Source organism: Bacteroides sp. RTP21281st1_H5_RTP21281_210402 (assembly GCF_040918965.1).
Classification (GTDB): Bacteria; Bacteroidota; Bacteroidia; order Bacteroidales; family Bacteroidaceae; genus Bacteroides; species Bacteroides congonensis.
The window spans coordinates 19,242-40,559 of the sequence record NZ_JBCOWR010000017.1 but is presented as its reverse complement, the minus strand read 5'-3'; the positions used below and the strand labels follow the sequence as shown (position 1 = coordinate 40,559).

The window sequence follows — 21,318 nt, the reverse complement described above, 5'->3', positions numbered from 1 at the left end:
CTACTTTGATTTAAATTGCACTATTATAGTGCAAATAATGATTTAAATTGCACTATAATAGTGCAAATAATCGTATCTTTGTCTATAAACCGAAGAGATATGGATAAATTATTTGAATATTTCAGCAAGATGATACGGGAAACTAATATTGAGTTTCACCGGTATATTTATTCCAGGATAAATTGGGAAAGTCGTATGATAGGGCTTACAGGGCCAAGAGGGGTAGGGAAAACGACTCTTGTGTTGCAACATATTAAGGAGAACCTGGACTTGAATGAGTCTCTATATGTGACGGCAGAAGACTTTTACTTTGCCAGCCATCGTTTGCTTGATTTGGCAGACAACTTTGTGAAGATGGGCGGAAAGTATTTGTTTGTTGATGAGATTCATAAATATAAGGATTGGTCGAAAGAACTTAAATTAATTTATGATTATCATTCAGAGTTGCATGTAGTCTTTACCGGTTCGTCAATATTAGACATAAATAAGGGAGCTTCAGACTTGAGCCGTCGGGCTGTAATGTATCAGATGCAAGGGCTTTCTTTTCGTGAATTTCTGCAATTATTCCATCATATTCCTTCGGAAATATATAGTTTGCAGGATATTATAGCACATAAGGTGGAGATTCCCGGCTTGGAACATCCACTTCCGCTTTTTCATGAATATCTGCAAAAAGGTTACTATCCTTTTGCATTGGAAAATGATTACGATATACGTTTACGGCAGATTCTAAATTTAACCTTGGAATCGGATATTCCTCAATTTGCGGATATGAATGTCTCTACCGGGCGGAAACTGAAGCAACTTCTTGCTATTATTGCTAAAAGTGTACCCTTTAAACCGAATTTTAGCAGTATAGCTAAAATACTTGAAGTAAGCCGTAATAACATTTCCGATTATTGTCTCTATATTGAAGAGGCAGGACTGATAACGCAATTGCGGGATGCTACCGGCGGTATACGCGGATTAGGAAAAGTGGATAAGGTTTATTTGGATAATACGAATCTGATATATAATCTGGCTCATGAAGATTCTAATATTGGAAATATCAGAGAGACTTTCTTCCTGAATCAGGCTCGTGTCTTTTCGGATGTAGTGGCTTCGCCTGTTTCTGATTTCTTGATTGATGATCTGACTTTTGAAGTGGGTGGGAAGAAAAAGGGACAAAGACAGATTCAGGATGTGCAAAAAGGATATGTAGTAAAAGATGATATTGAGAGAGGGTACATGAATGTGCTGCCTTTGTGGCAGTTTGGAATGGGATACTAAAAGATGGATTGTGAAGCCTCTTTTTCTTATTCAAGCAGGTCTACCCATTGTTCATTGCTCAATGCAGGCAATACTTCGCTTTCAGTGACAAATGTTTCCGCGAGTTTCCGCTTTTCATCTTGCAGGTAGAGAATCTTTTCTTCTATACTGTTCTGAGTAATGAAACGATAAGCAATCACCCGCTTCTCCTGCCCGATACGATGGGCGCGGGCGATGGCTTGGGACTCGGCGGCAGGATTCCACCAGGGGTCGATGATAAATACATAGTCCGCCTGAGTGAGATTGAGTCCCACGCCACCGGCTTTCAGGGAAATAAGAAAGGCCTGTACGTCCTTTTGTTCGGTGAAATGGGCAATTTCGGAAGGGCGGTTGTTCGTCGCTCCTGTCAATAGGGCATATTTCCAACCACGTTCCTGGAAGGCTTCAGCCAACACTTCCAGATGCTTGACGAAGGACGAGAAAATCAGAACTTTGTGACCTTCGCTTCGCAACGTATCGAATGTTTCGATTATCTGTGTTGTTTTTCCGGACAGTCCGGTGAAGTCAGGTAAGATAAGCTGTGGATGACAAGCCAGTTGACGTAAACGCAGAATCCCGTTCAAGACATTGAACGAATGGAATTTGTCCGTACTTTGTGGATGTTGAAGCAAGGTGTTGCGCAGGCTGTTCTTCTCTTGTTCATACAAAGTGTCTTGTTCTTCAGTCATGTCGCAGAAAATCGTTTCTTCGGTAAGCGCAGGAAGTTCCGGAGCTACTTCTTTTTTGCTTCTGCGAAGGATAAAAGGGGCGGTTAGTTGTTGCAACTGTGTCTCTACACGGGTGTTTCCCTGGCGGAGCGGAATTATGAATTGTCTTTGGAAATCACTCTCAGTACCCAGCAAGTCCGGTTGTATGAAGTGGAATTGTGCCCATAGGTCTTTGAGGGAGTTCTCAATCGGAGTACCTGTCAGTACAAGCCGGTGATTGCTTCTCAACCGGGTGGCCGAACGGAAAGTGAGTGAATCACTATTCTTGATATTCTGGCTCTCGTCGAGTACGATGTATTCAAAATTGTAAGAAGAGAGTATATCGATATTGTTCCGCATCATCCCATACGTAGTAATAACCAAATGAAACTGATTGAAGAATTTCTCCGGGTGCTCTTTGGGGATGGATACGGTATTATTGTATTCTGTCATTGAAAGAACGGTGAAACGTTTGGTTTCCCGCCGCCAGTTGTGAAGCAGCGATGTAGGGACGACAATCAGGGTGGCAGCCTGCTTATGCCCATACGGCTTATATATGTATTGCAGTAAGGTTAGGGTTTGTAGTGTTTTTCCAAGTCCCATGTCATCTGCCAGGCATGCGCCAAACCCTAGTTTGTGCAGATGTACCATCCATGAGAATCCTTTCTGTTGGTAAGGACGCAATGTTGCCTTGAGCGCTTTAGGCACGGCAATGTTGTGTATGTGCTTTTGGGACGGGAACTGTTTGAGTGCATTTTCTCCTAAAGCTGTCTGTACAGCACCTAAGAGCGTGCGTCTCACACGGATTCCTTTTTCCGTCTGCATTCCCATTTCCAATAGATTCACATATTTGCTGAACCATTCTTCAGGCAGGAGAATCATGCGGCCGTCGGGCAACTGATATTCTCTTTTTTCTTCCAGGATATGTTTGCGAAAGCGGGAAAAGGGAATACGTAATGTGCCGATAACCACCGTGATATGCAATTCAAACCAATCGACTTCATCTTCACAGCTTTGTTCGATACGTATCTCATCCAGACAATAAGGCATATTTCCCATACTGCTGACAAGTTGGAAGGAGAGTTGTAACATTTCCCGGTGATTGTTAATCCATTCTCCAATCGTTTTCTCCTTAGCTTCGGGCGATAATTTGAAAGAAGTATCAAGTAGTTGTAATCCGGCTTGCGTTAAAAGTCGGGTTGCTTTCTCTTCTTCGATAACGTTGCGCCGGAAGAAGAATACGTCGCCGGATTCTTTCCGATAAACGATTTTCTTCATTTCAGCGGCACTATCTGGTGTAAATACCTGGTCGCCATAACGAAAACTAAGTTGTAGCACCTGCTCGCCGTGAATTGTATCAAGAGATAATAATGCCTCGCAGCTACATTCCTCTTCAATAAGATTCAGTCCGTGAGTTTCAATCTCATGATAGCGTGCAATTGGAATCATAATGTTATCTATATACTTCTCAATCTGGGAAGCATTCACACTAATCGATTTTTTCTTTGTAAAAGGCAAGACTCTTGTACTCTCAATATGCGGAAAGAAATATAACTCCATACCCAATAGCAGAATTGCCGGCGAGGAAGTCAGTACGGTGACGGGCTTCAGTTCGGTCAAAGAGAATGGCTGCCCTCCATCGTAACATTGTAACTGATAACGGAACGTTTTGCTGTCGGCATGAAAGATTACACGAGTCTCAACATCATCAGCATGCACCCGATAGGCGTGGTGAGCATATAAAACTTTACTACCAGCCTGTTTTTGATAAAAAGGCAGTCCGCTTTCGCGTATCAACGTCAGCATCTCCTGCAACTTCTTCTCAATAAACGGACGGATGCTGTTTTTGATCCGTTCAGGATCTTCAGATAATTTATGTAGAAAGCGTGATACGTTTTTTTCACGGGAGTAATTGCTCATCAGATACTTCTCCGTATAATGAGAGGCAATATCAATGGCCTGTCTTTCCGCTTCACTCATCCGTTCCATAGCTTCGGGAGAAGCGTGAAAAGCCTGTTCCACTAACTGCAACGTGCCATCGCCCGGTCTTTCCGCTATGTAAGGAATCAGTAATATGCCGAATACCGGATGTTCCGTAAAAACGATGATGACTTGTCCATTAGTTATTTTCTCTTTCATTCTCTTTAGGCTTTAACTGACAAAGATACGGGAAAATCCTTAATTTTGCAGCATGATAGAAGAAAACAAACGAGTATTGTTAGGTATGAGTGGTGGAACAGATAGCTCTGTGGCCGCTATGAGACTGCTGGAAGCCGGTTATGAAGTAACCGGAGTCACTTTTCGTTTTTATGAACTGAACGACTCGACCGAATATCTGGAAGATGCCCGTAATCTGGCAGAACGTCTCGGTATCCCGCATATAACATATGACGCCCGTGAGATATTCAATGAGCAAATCATCGGATATTTTGTGCATGAGTATATGGCAGGTCATACTCCAGTACCTTGTACGTTGTGCAATAACTATCTAAAGTGGCCTTTGCTTGCCAAAATAGCTGATGAAATGGGCATCTTTTACATCGCTACCGGTCATTATGTCCAAAAAATAAAGCTGGCAGATACTTACTATATTACACACGCCGTTGACCCGGACAAAGACCAGTCCTTTTTTCTGTGGGGCTTGAAGCAAGATATACTCAGCAGAATTCTTCTGCCAATGGGAGGAATTACGAAAGTTGAAGCCCGTGCCTGGGCTGCTGAACGTGGCTTCCAAAAAGTCGCTACCAAAAAGGATAGTATAGGAGTTTGTTTCTGCCCGATGGACTACCGAAGCTTCCTGAAAGATTGGTTGGTCAGGAATGGTCAGACATTGGTCGGGAATGGTCAGCCGTGGTCAGAAATGGTCAGACGAGGAAGATTTGTCGATGAAAAGGGGAATTTCATAGCTTGGCACGAAGGATACCCTTTTTATACCATTGGCCAAAGACGTGGACTAGGTATTCATCTGAACCGTCCTGTTTTCGTAAAAGAGATAAACGTAGAAAAGAATGAAGTGATATTGTCCTCACTTTCCGCCTTGGAAAAGACAGAAATGTGGTTGAAAGACTGGAACATCGTGAACCGCGAACGCATCTTGGGGCATTCTGATATCATCGTGAAGATACGATATCGCAAACAGGAAAACCGTTGTACGATTACTATTACACCGGATAATTTACTTCACGTGCAACTTCATGAGCCCTTGACCGCCATCGCGCCGGGGCAGGCCGCTGCATTCTATAAAGACGGTCTACTGCTAGGTGGCGGAATTATAATTGAATCCCGATAATCATCTCAGTGTCCGCAGCGAACACCCCGCATGGTTTCCCGGCCTCGTTTTTTCAGCGTCAAGCGCAGGTGTTTTCTTCAGCGTTAAGAAGGGCAGACTGTTTGAGCGTAGCGAGTTTCTGCCCTTTAGCTGGAGAAATCACCGGAGTAGCTGAAAAAACGCAGCCTTGATTCTTTCTTTTTGGTTCTTTTTCTTTCGTATCAAGACGAAAGAAAAAGAATACTATTGATTCAACGGCAACATCGTCTCAATATACTCCCTCGTATTACTCAATCTGGGAACTTTGTGCTGCCCTCCCAATTTTCCTTTTTGCGCCATCCAATCATGGAACAACCCTTGGCGGGCAACAATTACCTCCAATGGCTGCAACGCAATATCCTTCCACCGTTTTGCCTCATAGTCAGAATTGACCTCTTTCAGAGTAGCATCCAGTATCGCCGCAAACTTCTCAACAGAATCCGGCATCTTGGCAAACTCTATTAGCCATTGGTGACGGCATTTTGCATTCTCATCCATAAAGACCGGCGCCGCAGAATATTCACAAACCTGTGCTCCCGTTTCTGCGCAAGCCTTAGCCAGTCCCTTTTCAGCATTATCAACAATCAATTCCTCACCGAAAGCATTGATGAAATGCTTTGTTCTTCCCGTGATAACAAACTTATAGGGATTCTTGCTCGTAAACTTCACCGTATCACCAATCATGTACCTCCACAAACCGCAGGAAGTAGAAATCACCATTGCATAATTCTTGTTCAGTTCCACCTCTTCAAGGCAATATACCCGCGGATTTTCCTTGTCCACTTCTTCCAGTGGAATAAATTCGTAGAAGATTCCGTAGTCAATCATTAACAACATAGCAGGATCAGAAAGATCATTCTGCGTACCGAAATACCCTTCAGAAGCATTATAAGTCTCCACATAATGCATTTTAGGCGACTGAATCACCTGCTTATACTGTTCGCGGTAAGGAGTGAAAGCCACGCCACCATGGAAGAACACTTCCAGATTAGGCCATACTTCCTCCAATGTATGTTTCCCGGTTTTCTCAAGAATGCGTTTGATAAGCACCAGCGTCCAGGATGGCACACCGGACAAGCTCGTTACATTCACCGGAATAGTACTGTTAGCGATTGCTTCTATTTTAGCTTCCCATTCGTTCATCAATGCAATCTTCTTGCTTGGCACACGAATGAAATTAATAAGCGGATTTACATTTTGAATTAAAATAGCCGACAAGTCCCCGACCAAACTATGATTGGAATTAAGATTCGGACTGTGGCTACCACCCATAATCAATCCCTTTCCGGAAAAGAAATGACTATCCGGATTGATACGGAAATAAAGGGCCGCAGCATCTTTCCCACCTCTGTAATGAATATCCTCCAATGCTTCCTTGCTGACAGGAAGAAACTTGCTCTTATCATTAGTCGTACCGGATGATTTGGCAAACCAACGTATTTCCGACGGCCAAAGCAGGTTCTGTTCTCCTGCCCGTAAACGCTCTACGTAAGGCTTTATCTCTTCGTATGTTTGGATGGGCAGGCGTTTTCTGAAATCTTCATAGCTGCGGATAGAGGCATAGTCGTACTTTTTACCCCATTCAGTCCGGGCAGCCTGCTGCACCAAGCGATTCAATACACGATGTTGAATCTCACTAGCCTGATTAGCATATAGATCTATTTGTTTTAAACGGGAATCAAAAGTCTTACTAATAATTTTTGTAATATTCATTTCTGCTTTAACATAATAATGTTTAGTCGTGCAAAAGTAACTTATTTATCTTTTTTTTCTATCTTTACGACGGAAATAATCGTTAAAATTGACGAGTTTACCAGAATCCCCGAGTTTTTGACTAAAAAATGCGACAATGAGAATTGGAATCTTAACCTCAGGCGGGGACTGCCCCGGTATTAATGCCACCATTCGTGGCGTGTGCAAGACAGCCATCAATTATTATGGGATGGAAGTGATAGGTATTCACAGCGGCTTTCAAGGTTTGCTGACGAAGGATGTCGAGTCCTTTACAGATAAATCTCTGTCCGGCCTGCTGAATCTTGGAGGAACGATGCTGGGAACTTCCCGCGAAAAGCCCTTTAAGAAAGGAGGTGTCATCTCGGATGTTGACAAGCCGGCACTTATCCTTCAGAATATTCAGGAAATGGGCTTGGATTGTGTAGTCTGCATCGGGGGAAATGGAACACAAAAGACCGCCGCCAAATTTGCCGCAATGGGGGTGAATATCGTATCAGTCCCGAAAACCATTGACAATGACATCTGGGGAACAGATATCTCTTTCGGGTTTGATTCGGCAGTAAGCATTGCCACGGATGCCATTGACCGCCTGCATTCCACTGCCAGCTCTCATAAAAGAGTGATGGTAATTGAAGTGATGGGACATAAAGCCGGTTGGATTGCTTTGTATTCTGGTATGGCAGGTGGGGGAGATGTTATCCTTGTCCCTGAAATCCCTTATAACATAAAGAATATTGGCAATACAATTCTGGATAGGCTGAAAAAAGGCAAACCTTACTCCATTGTAGTAGTGGCTGAAGGGATTCAGACAGATGGCCGTAAACGTGCTGCGGAATATATTGCACAGGAAATTGAATATGAAACCGGAATAGAGACTCGTGAAACTGTATTGGGATATATCCAACGTGGCGGTTCGCCTACTCCTTTCGACCGTAACCTTTCCACCCGTATGGGCGGTCACGCAACAGAATTGATTGCAAATGGAGAATTCGGGCGAATGGTAGCTCTAAGAGGAGACGACATTTCATCTATCCCCCTTGAAGAGGTTGCCGGAAAACTGAAACTGGTTACGGAAGAACACGATCTGGTGATTCAGGGTCGTCGTATGGGAATTTGCTTTGGTTAGATTCCGAGGACACTTCCGCCATAGCAACTTCGCCGTCGACAGATTGGTTCTCTTCTGACATATTTTCAATTTCCATTTCGGGGGCTGTATCCGGTTCAGTCTCAGACTCGTCAGCTATTGCTGTTTGCTGTTCCTTAGTCTCGTTAATGGTCGTAATGAATGTCGGATCTTTCACTTTCTTGATAGCCATCTGGGCAGCATTCTGTTGAGACTCTTTCTTGGAATACCCCGTACCTGTTCCCGCAGGAAGGCCTTCTATGCGTACTTCTGTTTGAAATACAGGGTTGCTGTCCTGATCGAGGAATTGCTCTATCAGTTCAAAAGAAACTTCCATCTTGCTTTTCTGACTCCATTCGATTAACTTGGATTTGAAGTTAACCTCTTTGCGGGATATTTTATCCAGGTCAATATACCGGTTGATGATACGTTGCTCCATAAACTGCTTGCAACGTTCATATCCCTGATCCAGATAAATAGCTCCGATAAATGCTTCAAAAGCATTTCCGTACATATAACTGTTGTGAGAAGAAGAGCGGGTAGAATACTTTATGAGCTTGTCCAACCCAATCTCGACGGCCAACTTGTTCAAAGTCTCCCGTTGTACGATCTTGGAACGCGTGTTGGTCAGGAAACCTTCCCGTTTCCCTTCAAAACGCTTGTAGACAATATCTCCTACGATGGCGTCAAGGATGGCGTCACCCAGGAACTCCAGGCGTTCGTTATTTAAAGGACGTCCTTTTTCCGAACGGAGCGAAGTAGACTTGTGCAGAAGAGCCTGCTCGTAAAGCCGGATATTACGCGGATAGAATCCGAGTATATGATAAAAACAAAGATAAGACTCTCTGTCCTTGCGGAACAAGAGCCTTATCTTATCTATTTGGTTACGTAACACGATATTACTCAGCGTATTTCTTGAAGATAACGCACGCATTGTGACCGCCGAATCCGAATGTATTGGACAAGGCAACATTAACTTCGCGTTTCTGTGCTTTGTTGAACGTGAAATTAAGGTTATAATCGATGTTTTCGTCGTTGTCACCTTCTTCATGGTTGATAGTCGGAGGAACGATACCGTTCTTGATGGCAAGGATACTTGCAATGGATTCTACCGCACCGGCAGCACCCAACAAATGACCTGTCATTGATTTGGTTGAACTGATGTTCAACTCGAACGCATGATCGCCGAATACTTCCTTAATCGCTTTTGCTTCTGAAATATCACCCACCGGAGTAGATGTACCGTGTACATTGATATAATCTACTTCTTTCGGATCCATTTCCGCATCTTCCAGTGCATTCTTCATCACCAGTTTAGCTCCAAGACCTTCCGGATGGGAAGCTGTCAAGTGATGTGCATCTGCAGACATGCCTACACCGGCAACTTCTGCATAGATTTTTGCACCGCGTGCTTTAGCATGTTCCAACTCTTCCAGGATCAGACAACCGCCACCTTCACCCATTACGAAACCGTCACGGCTTGCGCTGAACGGACGTGAAGCCTTGGAAGCCTCGTCGTTACGGGTTGACAGAGCGTGCATAGCGTTAAAGCCACCCACACCTGCAGGGAAGATCGCTGCTTCCGAGCCACCGGACACAATTACATTTGCTTTACCCAGACGAATCAGGTTAAAGGCATCTGCAATAGCATTGGTAGAAGTAGCACATGCTGAACAAGTCGCATAATTAGGACCGTGGAAACCATACATAATAGAAATCTGTCCGGCAGCAATATCCGAAATCATCTTTGGAATGAAGAACGGATTAAACTTCGGTCCCATTTCCTGACGAGTATAGTAGTTGCCCACTTCCTCTTCAAATGTATGTATACCACCAATACCGGCGCCAAAAATAACACCGATTTTGTTCAAGTCTTCTTTTTCTGTGTCAAGCCCTGAATCTTCTACCGCTTCTTTGGCAACGGCGATGGCATACTGAGTGTATAGGTCCATCTTTCTTGCTTCCTTGCGGTCGATGTATTTTGTTGCCTCGAAGTTTTTCACTTCGCATGCGAATTGGGTCTTGAATTGCGACGCATCAAAATGAGTAATAGGTCCTGCTCCACTAACCCCGTTCACAAGGTTTTCCCAAAACTCGGGAACGCTGTTGCCAACGGGAGTAATGGCGCCAAGACCTGTTACTACCACTCTTTTTAATTCCATATTGATGAAATCGAATTACTTAGCGTGTTCTTCGATATAAGATACAGCATCACCTACAGTACCAATCTTTTCTGCTTGGTCATCAGGAATAGAGATACCGAATTCTTTTTCGAATTCCATGATAAGTTCTACAGTGTCAAGAGAATCTGCTCCCAGGTCGTTAGTGAAGCTTGCTTCGGTTGTAACTTCTGATTCTTCAACGCCTAATTTATCAACGATAATCGCTTTTACTCTTGATGCAATTTCAGACATAACTTTAAGTTTTTAATTAATAATTAGTTTTATTTCTTTAAATTTGCGGTGCAAAGGAATGAATATTTATCGTTTTGCGCAAATATTTGACTAAATAAATGCAATGTTTTGCACATTTTTCACTGTTTTGTGCATCGAATATGAGAGTTATGAAGAAAAACATCGCAATTTTCGCTTCCGGTTCCGGCTCTAATGCCGAGAATATTATCCGGTATTTCCAAAAAAACGATTCCGCTCAGGTTTCGTTGGTGCTTTCTAATAAGAGTGATGCCTATGTTTTAGAACGTGCGCATCGCCTGGGAGTGCCCTGTAACGTGTTTCCAAAGGAAGATTGGATAGCCGGAGACGAAATTCTGGCTGTTTTGCAGGAGGCCCGCATTGATTTTATCGTGCTGGCAGGCTTTCTGGTTCGTGTACCCGATCTGCTTTTGCATGCTTATCCCGATAAAATAATAAATATACATCCGGCTCTTCTGCCTAAATACGGAGGAAAGGGGATGTATGGCGACCGTGTTCACGAAGCGGTAGTCGCTGCCGGTGAAAAAGAAAGCGGCATCACTATACATTATATTAATGAGCATTATGATGAAGGGAACACAATCTTCCAGGCGACTTGTCCCGTACTTCCGACAGATTCTCCTGATGATGTCGCCAAGAAAGTGCATGCTTTGGAATACGAGCACTTCCCACAGATTATAGAGGAAGTATTACTTATTACCTAATACTTTATTATATAAGCTTTCTCCTCTCTTCTTAAAGGATAATCTCCACGTAAGGTCTCGAATAGCTCCGGTTGACTTTTCAATCGGTCGCTATCTTCGACTGGGTTATACATTTGAAGAAGTGCATCTTCGTAACTTTTTGCTTGAATAACAGGAAAAGCAGGTGCCGGTGCATTAATTTCATAATCTCCATCTATCTGAAAGAACTTGCAAATTGCATCCAGTGACATACGTGTTGCGTTGGCTTTCCCGTCAGCAGAATAGCCTGCAATATGAGGGGTACCAATGATAACTTTCTCCAGCAGTTCTCGATTGATTTCGGGTTCGTGCTCCCATACATCAATAATGGCATCCGAAATAGCCTGACTGCTTAAAGCATTCAAAAGGGCATCCGTTTCAATGACTTCACCCCGTGAAGTATTGATGATAACTGGCTTCCGTTTTAATGAACGAAAGAAGTTTTCGTCAGCCAAATGGAAGGTCTTATATTTCCCTTCCTTATATAAAGGTACGTGAAAAGTGATGATGTCACATTCTTCCGCTATTTTATCCAAAGAAAAGAAATTCCCTTTTCCTTCTTTCTCTTCTCGCGGTAAGTCATTCAATAGGACGCGCATGCCAAAGCTTTGTGCCACTTTAGCCACCTTGCTTCCTACATTGCCTACGCCTATAATCCCGATAGTCAGTTCATCCAGTCTTTTATTCCTGACAGACTTCCATACAAGAAGCGATGATTGTATATATTGGGCGACAGAAGCGGAATTGCATCCCGGGGCATTCGTCCATTCGATGCCTGCCTGCTTGCAATACTCCGTATCGACATGGTCGAAACCAATGGTTGCCGTAGCAATGAACTTCACCCGGCTTCCTTCCAATAATTCACGGTTGCAATGCGTGCGGGTACGGACGATAAGCGCATCCGCATCCCGTACCAATTCCGGAGTGAAATCCTTTCCCGGAGCATAGATTACCTCATCGGCTATTCCCTGAACCGCCTCTTTTATATAAGGTATTTTATTATCTATAATAATTTTCATATACAATTCATCTTTAATACCCACAAAGGTAACAAATAAAAAAGTAAGAAACGGTTGCTTGTCTGAAAAATATTACATAGATTTGCCCTATTATATACCTATAAGCTAGTTAAGATTATGACATTTAGTAACCTTTGCAACGAGATTTTTTGGAAATCTACCAATGATTACCATGTAACGGATAGTGTAGATGCACCGATGAACAATCCTTACGAGTTGAAAACTATTGAGTATTATTTGTATCTAAAGAATTGGATTGATGCCGTTCAATGGCATTTTGAGGATATAATCCGTGATCCCCAAATTGATCCGGTAGCAGCATTGGTATTGAAAAGAAGAATCGATAAGTCCAATCAGGATCGAACGGACTTGGTTGAATTGATTGACAGCTATTTTCTGGATAAGTATAAAGACGTAAAGCCTCTGCCGGCTGCAACAATTAACACGGAAAGTCCCGCATGGGCAATCGACCGTTTGTCTATCCTTGCATTGAAAATCTACCACATGCAGCAAGAAGTGGAACGTACGGATACTACCGAAGAACACCGTGCGCAATGTCAGACTAAGCTGAATATCCTGCTTGAACAGCGAAAAGATCTTTCTTCGGCTATCGATCAGTTGTTGGCAGATATTGAAGCAGGAAATAAATACATGAAAGTATATAAACAGATGAAGATGTATAACGACCCGGCATTGAATCCGGTGCTTTATGCTAGAAAATAACGAATGGCGCGTATTCTCATTATCCGTTTTTCAGCTTTAGGTGATGTCGCAATGACAATACCGGTGATACATTCCCTTGCTGTGCAATATCCACAGCATGAGATAACAGTGTTAAGCCGTGCTGTATGGCAACCCCTTTTTCAGGAATTGCCCGGCAATGTGAATTTCATAGGAGCTGATTTGACAGGTAAACATAAAGGTTTGTGGGGACTGAACAGTCTTTATTCGGAGCTGAAAGCGATGCACTTTGACTATATCGCAGATTTTCACCATGTGCTCCGTGCCAGATATTTATGCCTGCGTTTCAGGCTTGCCAATATACCGGTTGCCCATATTTGTAAGGGGCGGGCAGGCAAGAAGAAACTGGTTCGCCGACATCATAAAGTAATGGAAAATCAGAAGAGTTCTTTCCGTCGTTATGCTGATGTGCTGGAAAAGCTCGGACTTCCGGTCTTGTTGAACTTCTCTTCCATTTATGGAGAAGGCAAAGGAAACTTTGCAGAAATAGAACCGGTTACCGGCCCTAAAGAGAATCAGAAATGGATCGGTATTGCTCCCTTTGCCAAACATACGGGAAAGATTTATCCATTGGAACTGCAGGAGAAAGTGATTGCCCATTTTGCGGCTAATCCTGCGGTGAAAGTCTTTCTGTTCGGAGGCGGTAAAAGTGAACAGGAAATCTTTGATGCATGGATCGCCAAATACCCTTCTGTCGTTTCCATGATTGGCAAGTTGAATATGCGTACGGAATTGAACCTGATGAGCCATTTGGATGTGATGCTTTCAATGGATTCCGCCAATATGCATCTGGCATCATTGGTAAATATCCCAGTCGTCTCCATATGGGGTGCGACCCATCCTTATGCAGGCTTTATGGGGTGGAAACAATTGCCTGTCAATACCGTGCAACTTGATTTGTCATGTCGTCCCTGTTCGGTATATGGACAGAAACTTTGCTGGCGGGGAGATTATGCCTGCTTGAGAGAAATAAAGCCCGAACAGGTGATTGCGAAGATTGAAGGAATCATTGGTTGATAATAAAAAAGAATTAAAATGCAGAAGGATTTGTTAGAAGATGAATATAAATTTTCGATTCTCATTCCCACATGGAATAATTTGGATTATCTCAAATTATGTATTGAGAGTATAAATAAAAATTCAGTATATAGACATCAGATACTGATTCATGTAAATGAAGGCAGGGATGGTACGCTTGCGTGGATACGGCAGAATGAATATGAGCATACTTATAGCGAGAATAATATCGGAGTTTGTTGGGCGTTAAATGGACTACGTCCTTTGGTGAAGACCAATTATATTTTGTATATGAATGATGATATGTATGTATGTCCGGGTTGGGATGCTGCTTTGTGGAACGAAATTCAGCCCCTGCCGGATAATAAATTTTTCTTTTCATCTACTTTAATTCAGCCTCGTCCTTTTTTTTGTAAAAGTGTGATAGCACCTGCTAATTTTGGAGAAAGTGTGGAGACGTTTAATGAAGAAGAGCTATTGGGTAAGTATCAGTTACTGCCTCATTTCGACTGGTTTGGAGCTACTTGGCCGCCTAATGTTGTGCATCGGGATATTTGGGATTTGGTAGGTGGGTATAGTGTTGAGTTTTCACCGGGAATGTATAGTGATCCGGATTTCTCTGCAAAACTTTGGATGGCGGGTGTGCGCTTGTTTAAGGGGATATCTGCAAGTCGGGTATATCATTTTGAGGCTCGTTCAACAGGTCGGGTTAGAAAGAATGATGGTAGCATGCAGTTTTTGTTAAAATGGGGAATTACTTCGGCTTCTTTTATGCGGAATATTCTTAAGCGAGGTGAACGTTTTGATGAGGGTGCCATAGAAAAGATAGATAGTCTGACTTTAAATAAAGATATAGTTCGTAGCCGGTTAAAAAGAGCCTTATGCTTATTTAAGAAAAGTCCGCATTCAAAAAAAATATGGGAAAAATAAATTAGGATAATTATGCATTTAGGAGTAATTTTGCCTCATACGAAACTTTATGGTGGAGTGAAGCGCTTTTTGGAATTAGGGAATATTTTTATAGAGTTGGGCCACACTTTTACTGTTTACACGGTAGAAGGAAAATCTCCGTCCTGGTATGATTTTAAAGGAGAAACAAAAAAAATTGCAGCTCTAAAGAAAGATGACATTGATGCATTGTTTACAACGGAGGTGAAATTTCTAGAACAGTTGACTACAGCTAATACCAAGAGGAAGATTTTTTATCACGTCAGAATGACGGAAAAAATCCGGAAAGCTTTAAAATATTCAGATATTGAAGTTTTTGCGTGCTCTACTAATATCTACTTATATGATAAGAAGAAATATGGTATTGAAGCCTTCAAAGCGTTGGGTGGGGTGAATGTTTCAAATTATCAAGAAAAAACAGACTATTCTGTTGAGGGGCGTCCTTTTTGTATTATGGCTTATGGACGCTTGGCGGAGAGGGTCAAAGGTACAAAGTATGTTGTTAAAGCATGCGAGAAGTTATATAAAAAAGGATATAATATAAAATTACTTTTGTTTGATACGGCTATAAGTGAGAAAGCTCAGAAACTGATAGACAACTTTTCTACTTCTGTTCCTTTTGATTTTGTTCAGAATCATCCTTTTGATAAAAACTCGGAACTGTTTAATCGGGCAGATATTTTTGTGGCTGCGGAGGGGCATGCCGGATGGTCCAATACTGTGGCAGAGGCAATGGCATGCGCTCTTCCTGTTATTGCGACAACAGCAGGTACACGTGATTTGTTGATAGACGGCGTTACCGGTCTTCATACATGGAGATATACTTTTATGATACGCCGTCGGCTAAAAACTTTAATAGAGAATGAAAGGCTGAGAGAGCAATTGGGAAAAGCTGCACGTAAAAATGTAGAGAACTTTGATTGGCATGTATTGGCCCGAAGTATAGAAAAGTACCTTATGAAGTAAAGAGGCGCTTGATTTTTCTTCGAGTGTTCCGAATGAAGCTTTTTCTTTCGGTTATTTTATTGTGCCTGTCTGTTAACTGAATTAGTTTCTTTGTTGTTGCTTCTGTATTGCAGTGAGTTAAAAGGGCATATTCTCTTCCCATTATGGTGAGCATATTGTGGGAGGCCTCTAATTTGGAAAGATTTCTCAATCCTTCCTTTGTGGTTACATTAGTAAATTTAGTACGGTTTAAATCTACCAAATAAAAGCTGAAGGTTCCATTCATATTCTTTTTTATCAAAGTGTTTCCTGCCGAATGATCAATGAAGTAAACCCCTTTTTGGTGAAAGGCATAGGTAAATCTGACGAATTCTTGAAGAACGGTTTCTTGTTCCTGTTGAGGCAAATTACTTATTCCTCTGAAAGTAAAATCGTAATCCAGCTGGCGGCAAATATAGTAACTTCTTGTTAGTCCAAGCTTGTCTTTATATAATATAAAGGCTATTGGTTCAGGAGTGTTAATACCTAACTTGCTGAAGCGGGTTGCATAAATGAAAGAACGTTCGGCTTTTGATTTTCGAAAATAAGCATAAACTATTTTATTGATGAAGTGTGGTAATTTGAACGCTTTGACGCACATGGGTACTTCTCCGCATTTAATTACTTTTAGTGTATTTCTTCCTGAATATATAACTTCTCCTTCTTTCTCGAAGCGTTCGGGCAGAGATAGAATACATTCTTTTAAATGTGTATATTGGGGATTAATCTGATAGTCAATCATAAAAAGATTATAAACGTCCGTCAACCATATTGCTTTTAAGTAGGCCTTTTACATCATAAATAATCCCATCCTGTTTTATCATATTTTTGATGTCAAGTTTCAGAAATTCATTGTGAGCTACTGCAAGGACTATTGCATCAAACTTATCTTTGGGAAGCTCATTGGCTATTTCTAAATTATATTCCCTTTTTACTTCTTCAGGTTTGGCCCAATAGTCGTAGATTGTGATATTGGTATTATAGTCTTTTAATGCTTTTATAATATCAAAGACTTTTGTATTGCGTACATCTGGACAGTTCTCTTTAAATGTAAATCCCAAAACTAGTATGTGTGCGCCTTTCACATAGTTTCCTTTTTTGATTAAGCATTTTACGACCTGACTGGCAATATATTCACCCATACTGTCATTTATTCTTCTTCCGGCAAGTATGACCTCGGGATGATAGCCGTAGTCTTGGGCTTTTTGGGCTAAATAGTAAGGATCCACTCCAATGCAATGTCCACCAACCAACCCGGGTTTAAAAGGTAGAAAGTTCCATTTTGTGGCAGCGGCATCCAGTACCTCTTGAGTGTCTATTCCCATCAAGTTAAAGATCTTGGATAGTTCGTTGACGAATGCTATATTGATGTCTCTTTGAGAATTCTCGATGACTTTAGCGGCTTCTGCAACCTTTATGCTGGAAGCAAGATGTGTACCTGCTGTAATTACAGAACTATAAAGATGATCTATTTTTTCTCCGATTTCAGGTGTTGAACCGGAAGTCACTTTTTTGATTTTCTCAACAGTGTGTTGTTTGTCTCCTGGGTTAATGCGCTCAGGAGAATAACCGGCAAAGAAATCAATATTGAATTTTAGGCCGGATATTCTTTCGATAACAGGAATGCATTCTTCTTCGGTAACTCCTGGGTATACTGTTGATTCATAAATGACAGTGTCTCCTTTGTTGATAACTTTAGCTACAGTTTCACTGGCCTTGTATAGCGGGGTTAAATCCGGATTGTGATGCTTGTCGACCGGGGTTGGTACGCATATTATGTAATAATTACAATTTCTCAGGTCTTCCAGGCTGTAAGAACAATATAAACCGGTTTCTTCCTTGTCGGGTGTATTATTTCTTAAGACAGAACGTAATGTTGCATCATCCACTTCCAAAGTGGAGTCATGTCCGGTCATCAATTCTTCTACTCTGGTCTTTTTAGCATCAAAGCCTATTACTGGATATTTTGTAGCGAACAAGCGTGCTAATGGCAAACCTACATACCCTAATCCAATAATGCCTATTTTTATATTTCCCATACTGCTTTTACTTAAGGTTTGTCCAATACCAGTCGATTGCTTCTTTTAATCCCTCTTTCATGCTGAATTTGGGTGAATAGTTCAGTAACATTTTAGCTTTATCAATGCAGGCAAGAGAATGTGGAATGTCCCCCAATCTGTTTGGACCATGTTTTATCTCAACAGAAGCAATCTTCGGATCGTAAACACTTAGAAAATCTTTTAAATAACCAGTCAGTTGATTAAGGGTTGTACGTTCTCCAAATGCTGTATTATATACAGTGTTAAGAGCATTAGGATTCTTGGTTGATAATGCTAATACATTCATTTGGACGACATTATCGATATAGGTAAAGTCTCTGGAGTATTCTCCGTCACCGTTGATGACGGGAGATTTATATTGTATAAGCTTCCTTACAAAAAGAGGGATGACAGCAGCGTATGCCCCATTGGGGTCCTGGCGTCGTCCGAACACATTGAAATAGCGAAGTCCGATGCATTCTATTCCATAAGTTTTGGAGAAAACATCAGCATATAGTTCATTGACATATTTAGTTATGGCATAAGGAGATAAAGGTTTGCCTATTACTTCTTCTACTTTAGGCAATGACTGTGAGTCTCCATAAGTAGAAGAACTGGCGGCGTAAACAAAGCGTTTGATTTTTGCATCTCTGGCGGCAACCAACATATTTAGAAATCCACCTATATTGACTTCGTTTGTGGTAATCGGATCTTTTATTGAACGGGGAACAGAGCCTAATGCAGCCTCGTGCAATACATAATCTACTCCTTCTGTTGCCTTTCTGCAGTCTTCAAGATTACGTATATCGCCTACTATCAATTTAAAATTAGGATTATTGAACTGGTGCTGTATATTTTCAGGTTTCCCTGTTATGAAGCTATCTAAACATACAACACGATGCCCTTGACTCAGGAGATGATCACACAGATTGGAACCAATAAATCCTGCCCCTCCTGTTACTAAAATGGTTGAATCTTTTTCCATTACTTTTGAATATTGTAAGTCTGGGCAAAGATAATACTTTTCTTGACTATTAATTGCTTCTTTTGAAAACTTTATATAGCTTTGTCTCTTCTAAAAAATGTATTTATGCGACATGCCTTTTTAAAAAACTTAATGATTGGCTCTGGAGTGCTTGGATTATGGCGGACATTTAACAAGACCCCAAGAGTATTGTTTTATCATGGAGTTGATACAATTATAGATTCATCAGTTCAAACATTACATCTGCGGCCGGATGTTTTTGAGGCGGAAATGCGATATTTGCGAAAACATTATGATGTAATTTCGATGGATGAATATTACGAAAGGTTTGTCTCTGCGGGATTTAACGGTCAAGAAGTAGTTATTACTTTTGATGATGGGTATCGAAACAACCTAACTGTTGCTGCTCCGATTCTTTCTTCTTTGTCTTTGCCTTTTACTGTATTTGTGTCGGTGAATCATTTGGAAAAGGGGAGGCGTTTTCCTACTTTCATAAACAGGGCTGTATTATTAGGCGCTCAATTAACTCACATTCAGGTTGATTGTCTTGATATTGACTGTGATTTGCCAACTGATACTGAACGGGTGGCGATTATGAAAAGGATAAATAAAGCTTTAAAACATTCGGATATGGCAAAGGTTGATTTGATTTGCTCGCAGTTGGAAGCTAATCTTTCAAGCAATGTTTTGGATGAGCTTTATGAAAAATATTCTTCTGACGCTCCGATGAATTGGGATGAGCTTGTGAAACTAAAGCGGGATTATGACTGTATCATAGGTTCTCATTGCTTAGATCATTTTATATGTAATTCGTTCCAACAGGAAAGGGAGACTCGTAGGCAAATTTTTGAGAGCAGGCATGCTCTCCGGCAAAGAATAGGAAGTGAATGTGTTTATCTGGCTTTTCCCAATGGAAATCTAAAGCAAGGTGATATTAGTGAATCTGCTCGTGTAGCAGTAAAGGAAGCCGGGTATAAACTTGCTTTTACTACAATGAACGAGCGTTTGCAAAAAAATAGTGACCCTTTCCTTTTGCCTCGTTGTGCTGCGCGTTTTGATTTGCCGGATTTTAAAGTGAAGTTAGCCCTTAAGCCTTAGTGGCAGATAATGCTTTCTGATATACTTGCATAATATCTTGGGCTATTGTTTCATCGGAAAAGCGTTTGATATATTCTTTCCCTTTTGTTGTCATCTTGTTGACCAGGTCGGATGAGGTGAGTATTTTGTTGATATTTATAGCAAGCTCTTTTTCGTTATTCGGGCTGATGTAAATAGAGTCCGGACCGCCAGCTTCTTCCAGGCACGAGCCGGTAGCGGCAATAACAGGAATGTTGGAGTGTATAGCTTCTATGATTGGAATGCCAAAACCTTCAAAAAAGGAAGGATATACAAATAGCTTTGCCAATTGATAGAAAACGGGGAGTTCCTGAAAAGGAATATTGTGTAATATATGCACTCTGTGATTAAGTTGGTGTTTGTTAATATACTCTTCAACCTCATTAGTGTATGTTGTTCTTTTCCCAATAGCGACTAACGATATGTCCTCAGGGATATAATGTAGTGCTTTCACAACTAAAAGTAGATTTTTGCGGCTTTCTATACTTCCTACGTTTAGGATATACTTGTCTGGAAGCTGATATTTTTGCCGGATTTCTTTTTTCTGTGTGCTGCTTGCCGGTTGTTTAAAAATAGGATGGCAACTTTGGTAGACAACATCGATTTTATGTGCGTCTATTCCGAAAAAAGTAATGATATCGCGTTTAGTCATTTCACTGATAGCAATGATGCGGTCACTGTTTTGACATGCTTTTTTGAATTTGTAAATATATATACGTCTGTCAATCCATTTGTAGAATTGTGGGTAGCGTATAAAAATTAAGTCATGTATGGTTACTATGCTTCTGGTTTTACTTTTTTTTATAGATAATGGCAGTTCATTGCTGAGTCCATGAAAGAGTGACAGTTGTTCTTCCTTTATCTGTTTGTTTATTCCCCAAATTCTCCATAATGAACAAAGTCTTTTCCAAAAATGGGATGCAGGATATATTATCTGTATGTTTTCTCTTGAAAGAATACGGTCTAGGGGTTTGTTCTCTTTTGGCTTCGGGGCGTAGATGGTGTATTGATTTTCTTTGTGAAGCCGGCTCAATATATCTATGATGAAGCGACTATAGTTTCCTAACCCTGTTTTATTTTCTACTGCTCGTTTACCGTCAAAACCTATTCTCATATGTTGAAACCTTTTTTAATGATATGGCAAATGTAATAAAAAT

At 41.3% G+C, this 21,318-nt stretch carries 19 protein-coding genes; 9 read left to right on the top strand and 10 right to left on the bottom strand.

The features are described from left to right. The first annotated feature begins 99 nt into the window (after positions 1-99). Entirely contained in the window at positions 100-1,269 is a 1,170-nt protein-coding gene (locus tag AB5443_RS20510; RefSeq protein ID WP_368114254.1) for an ATP-binding protein, read from the top strand. Between the two features lie 26 nt (positions 1,270-1,295). On the opposite strand, the gene AB5443_RS20505 is transcribed toward AB5443_RS20510, so the two are convergent. After that, entirely contained in the window at positions 1,296-4,133 is a 2,838-nt protein-coding gene (locus tag AB5443_RS20505; protein ID WP_368114255.1) for an SNF2-related protein, read from the bottom strand. 52 nt (positions 4,134-4,185) lie between these two features. Here AB5443_RS20505 and mnmA point away from each other — a divergent pair, with 52 nt between their 5' ends. Then, complete coding sequence (gene mnmA / locus AB5443_RS20500) at positions 4,186-5,283, top strand: tRNA 2-thiouridine(34) synthase MnmA (RefSeq protein ID WP_368114256.1); 1,098 nt, start codon at positions 4,186-4,188, stop codon at positions 5,281-5,283. A 222-nt stretch (positions 5,284-5,505) separates the two neighbouring features. On the opposite strand, the gene AB5443_RS20495 is transcribed toward mnmA, so the two are convergent. Then, a complete protein-coding gene (locus AB5443_RS20495) occupies positions 5,506-7,014 on the bottom strand; it encodes a GH3 auxin-responsive promoter family protein (protein WP_022136927.1) in 1,509 nt (502 codons plus the stop codon). 136 nt (positions 7,015-7,150) lie between these two features. Here AB5443_RS20495 and AB5443_RS20490 point away from each other — a divergent pair, with 136 nt between their 5' ends. After that, positions 7,151-8,161, top strand: coding sequence for an ATP-dependent 6-phosphofructokinase (locus AB5443_RS20490; RefSeq protein ID WP_073346891.1), 1,011 nt, complete (start codon positions 7,151-7,153; stop codon positions 8,159-8,161). Here AB5443_RS20490 and rnc read toward each other — a convergent pair. Genes rnc through AB5443_RS20475 form a run of 3 tightly spaced genes read right to left on the bottom strand, consistent with a single transcriptional unit; the run spans position 8,103 to position 10,572 of the window. Beyond that, on the bottom strand, positions 8,103-9,092 hold the full coding sequence (gene rnc, locus AB5443_RS20485; protein WP_277131622.1) for a ribonuclease III: 990 nt from the start codon (positions 9,090-9,092) through the stop codon (positions 8,103-8,105). The two genes, AB5443_RS20490 and rnc, sit on opposite strands and share 59 nt — an antisense overlap. After that, the gene (fabF, locus tag AB5443_RS20480) at positions 9,058-10,320 is read right to left on the bottom strand and encodes a beta-ketoacyl-ACP synthase II (protein ID WP_022136931.1); all 1,263 of its coding nucleotides are present in this window, start codon (positions 10,318-10,320) and stop codon (positions 9,058-9,060) included. The genes rnc and fabF overlap by 35 nt, the downstream gene beginning before the upstream one ends. A gap of 15 nt (positions 10,321-10,335) precedes the next feature. After that, positions 10,336-10,572 carry an acyl carrier protein gene (locus AB5443_RS20475; protein ID WP_002558672.1) on the bottom strand — a complete coding sequence of 79 codons (237 nt, stop codon included), beginning with the start codon at positions 10,570-10,572 and terminating at the stop codon, positions 10,336-10,338. Between the two features lie 98 nt (positions 10,573-10,670). On the opposite strand from AB5443_RS20475, the gene purN reads away from it, so the two are divergent. Further along, entirely contained in the window at positions 10,671-11,294 is a 624-nt protein-coding gene (gene purN / locus AB5443_RS20470; RefSeq protein WP_277131618.1) for a phosphoribosylglycinamide formyltransferase, read from the top strand. On the opposite strand, the gene pdxB is transcribed toward purN, so the two are convergent. Beyond that, positions 11,291-12,331 carry a 4-phosphoerythronate dehydrogenase PdxB gene (gene pdxB / locus AB5443_RS20465; protein WP_368114257.1) on the bottom strand — a complete coding sequence of 347 codons (1,041 nt, stop codon included), beginning with the start codon at positions 12,329-12,331 and terminating at the stop codon, positions 11,291-11,293. The genes purN and pdxB overlap by 4 nt on opposite strands. A gap of 117 nt (positions 12,332-12,448) precedes the next feature. On the opposite strand from pdxB, the gene AB5443_RS20460 reads away from it, so the two are divergent. From AB5443_RS20460 to AB5443_RS20445, 4 genes are read left to right on the top strand one after another with little or no spacing between them, the layout of a single operon-like run. Next, positions 12,449-13,054 carry a DUF4254 domain-containing protein gene (locus AB5443_RS20460; protein WP_277131614.1) on the top strand — a complete coding sequence of 202 codons (606 nt, stop codon included), beginning with the start codon at positions 12,449-12,451 and terminating at the stop codon, positions 13,052-13,054. A 3-nt stretch (positions 13,055-13,057) separates the two neighbouring features. Continuing rightward, on the top strand, positions 13,058-14,089 hold the full coding sequence (locus AB5443_RS20455) for a glycosyltransferase family 9 protein (protein ID WP_277131612.1): 1,032 nt from the start codon (positions 13,058-13,060) through the stop codon (positions 14,087-14,089). An 18-nt stretch (positions 14,090-14,107) separates the two neighbouring features. Then, complete coding sequence (locus tag AB5443_RS20450) at positions 14,108-15,019, top strand: glycosyltransferase family 2 protein (RefSeq protein ID WP_022137268.1); 912 nt, start codon at positions 14,108-14,110, stop codon at positions 15,017-15,019. Positions 15,020-15,031: 12 nt separating this feature from the next. Next, the gene (locus AB5443_RS20445) at positions 15,032-16,003 is read left to right on the top strand and encodes a glycosyltransferase family 4 protein (RefSeq protein WP_277131609.1); all 972 of its coding nucleotides are present in this window, start codon (positions 15,032-15,034) and stop codon (positions 16,001-16,003) included. On the opposite strand, the gene AB5443_RS20440 is transcribed toward AB5443_RS20445, so the two are convergent. From AB5443_RS20440 to AB5443_RS20430, 3 genes are read right to left on the bottom strand one after another with little or no spacing between them, the layout of a single operon-like run. Beyond that, positions 15,993-16,763 carry a lipopolysaccharide kinase InaA family protein gene (locus tag AB5443_RS20440; protein WP_195406699.1) on the bottom strand — a complete coding sequence of 257 codons (771 nt, stop codon included), beginning with the start codon at positions 16,761-16,763 and terminating at the stop codon, positions 15,993-15,995. The two genes, AB5443_RS20445 and AB5443_RS20440, sit on opposite strands and share 11 nt — an antisense overlap. Before the next feature lie 7 nt (positions 16,764-16,770). Beyond that, entirely contained in the window at positions 16,771-18,060 is a 1,290-nt protein-coding gene (locus AB5443_RS20435; RefSeq protein WP_022137265.1) for a nucleotide sugar dehydrogenase, read from the bottom strand. Positions 18,061-18,067: 7 nt separating this feature from the next. Continuing rightward, on the bottom strand, positions 18,068-19,045 hold the full coding sequence (locus AB5443_RS20430) for an SDR family oxidoreductase (protein WP_277131606.1): 978 nt from the start codon (positions 19,043-19,045) through the stop codon (positions 18,068-18,070). Between the two features lie 105 nt (positions 19,046-19,150). On the opposite strand from AB5443_RS20430, the gene AB5443_RS20425 reads away from it, so the two are divergent. Continuing rightward, entirely contained in the window at positions 19,151-20,143 is a 993-nt protein-coding gene (locus AB5443_RS20425; RefSeq protein ID WP_277131604.1) for a polysaccharide deacetylase family protein, read from the top strand. On the opposite strand, the gene AB5443_RS20420 is transcribed toward AB5443_RS20425, so the two are convergent. Then, entirely contained in the window at positions 20,133-21,275 is a 1,143-nt protein-coding gene (locus AB5443_RS20420) for a glycosyltransferase family 1 protein (protein WP_277131603.1), read from the bottom strand. The genes AB5443_RS20425 and AB5443_RS20420 overlap by 11 nt on opposite strands. Positions 21,276-21,318: the final 43 nt, after the last annotated feature.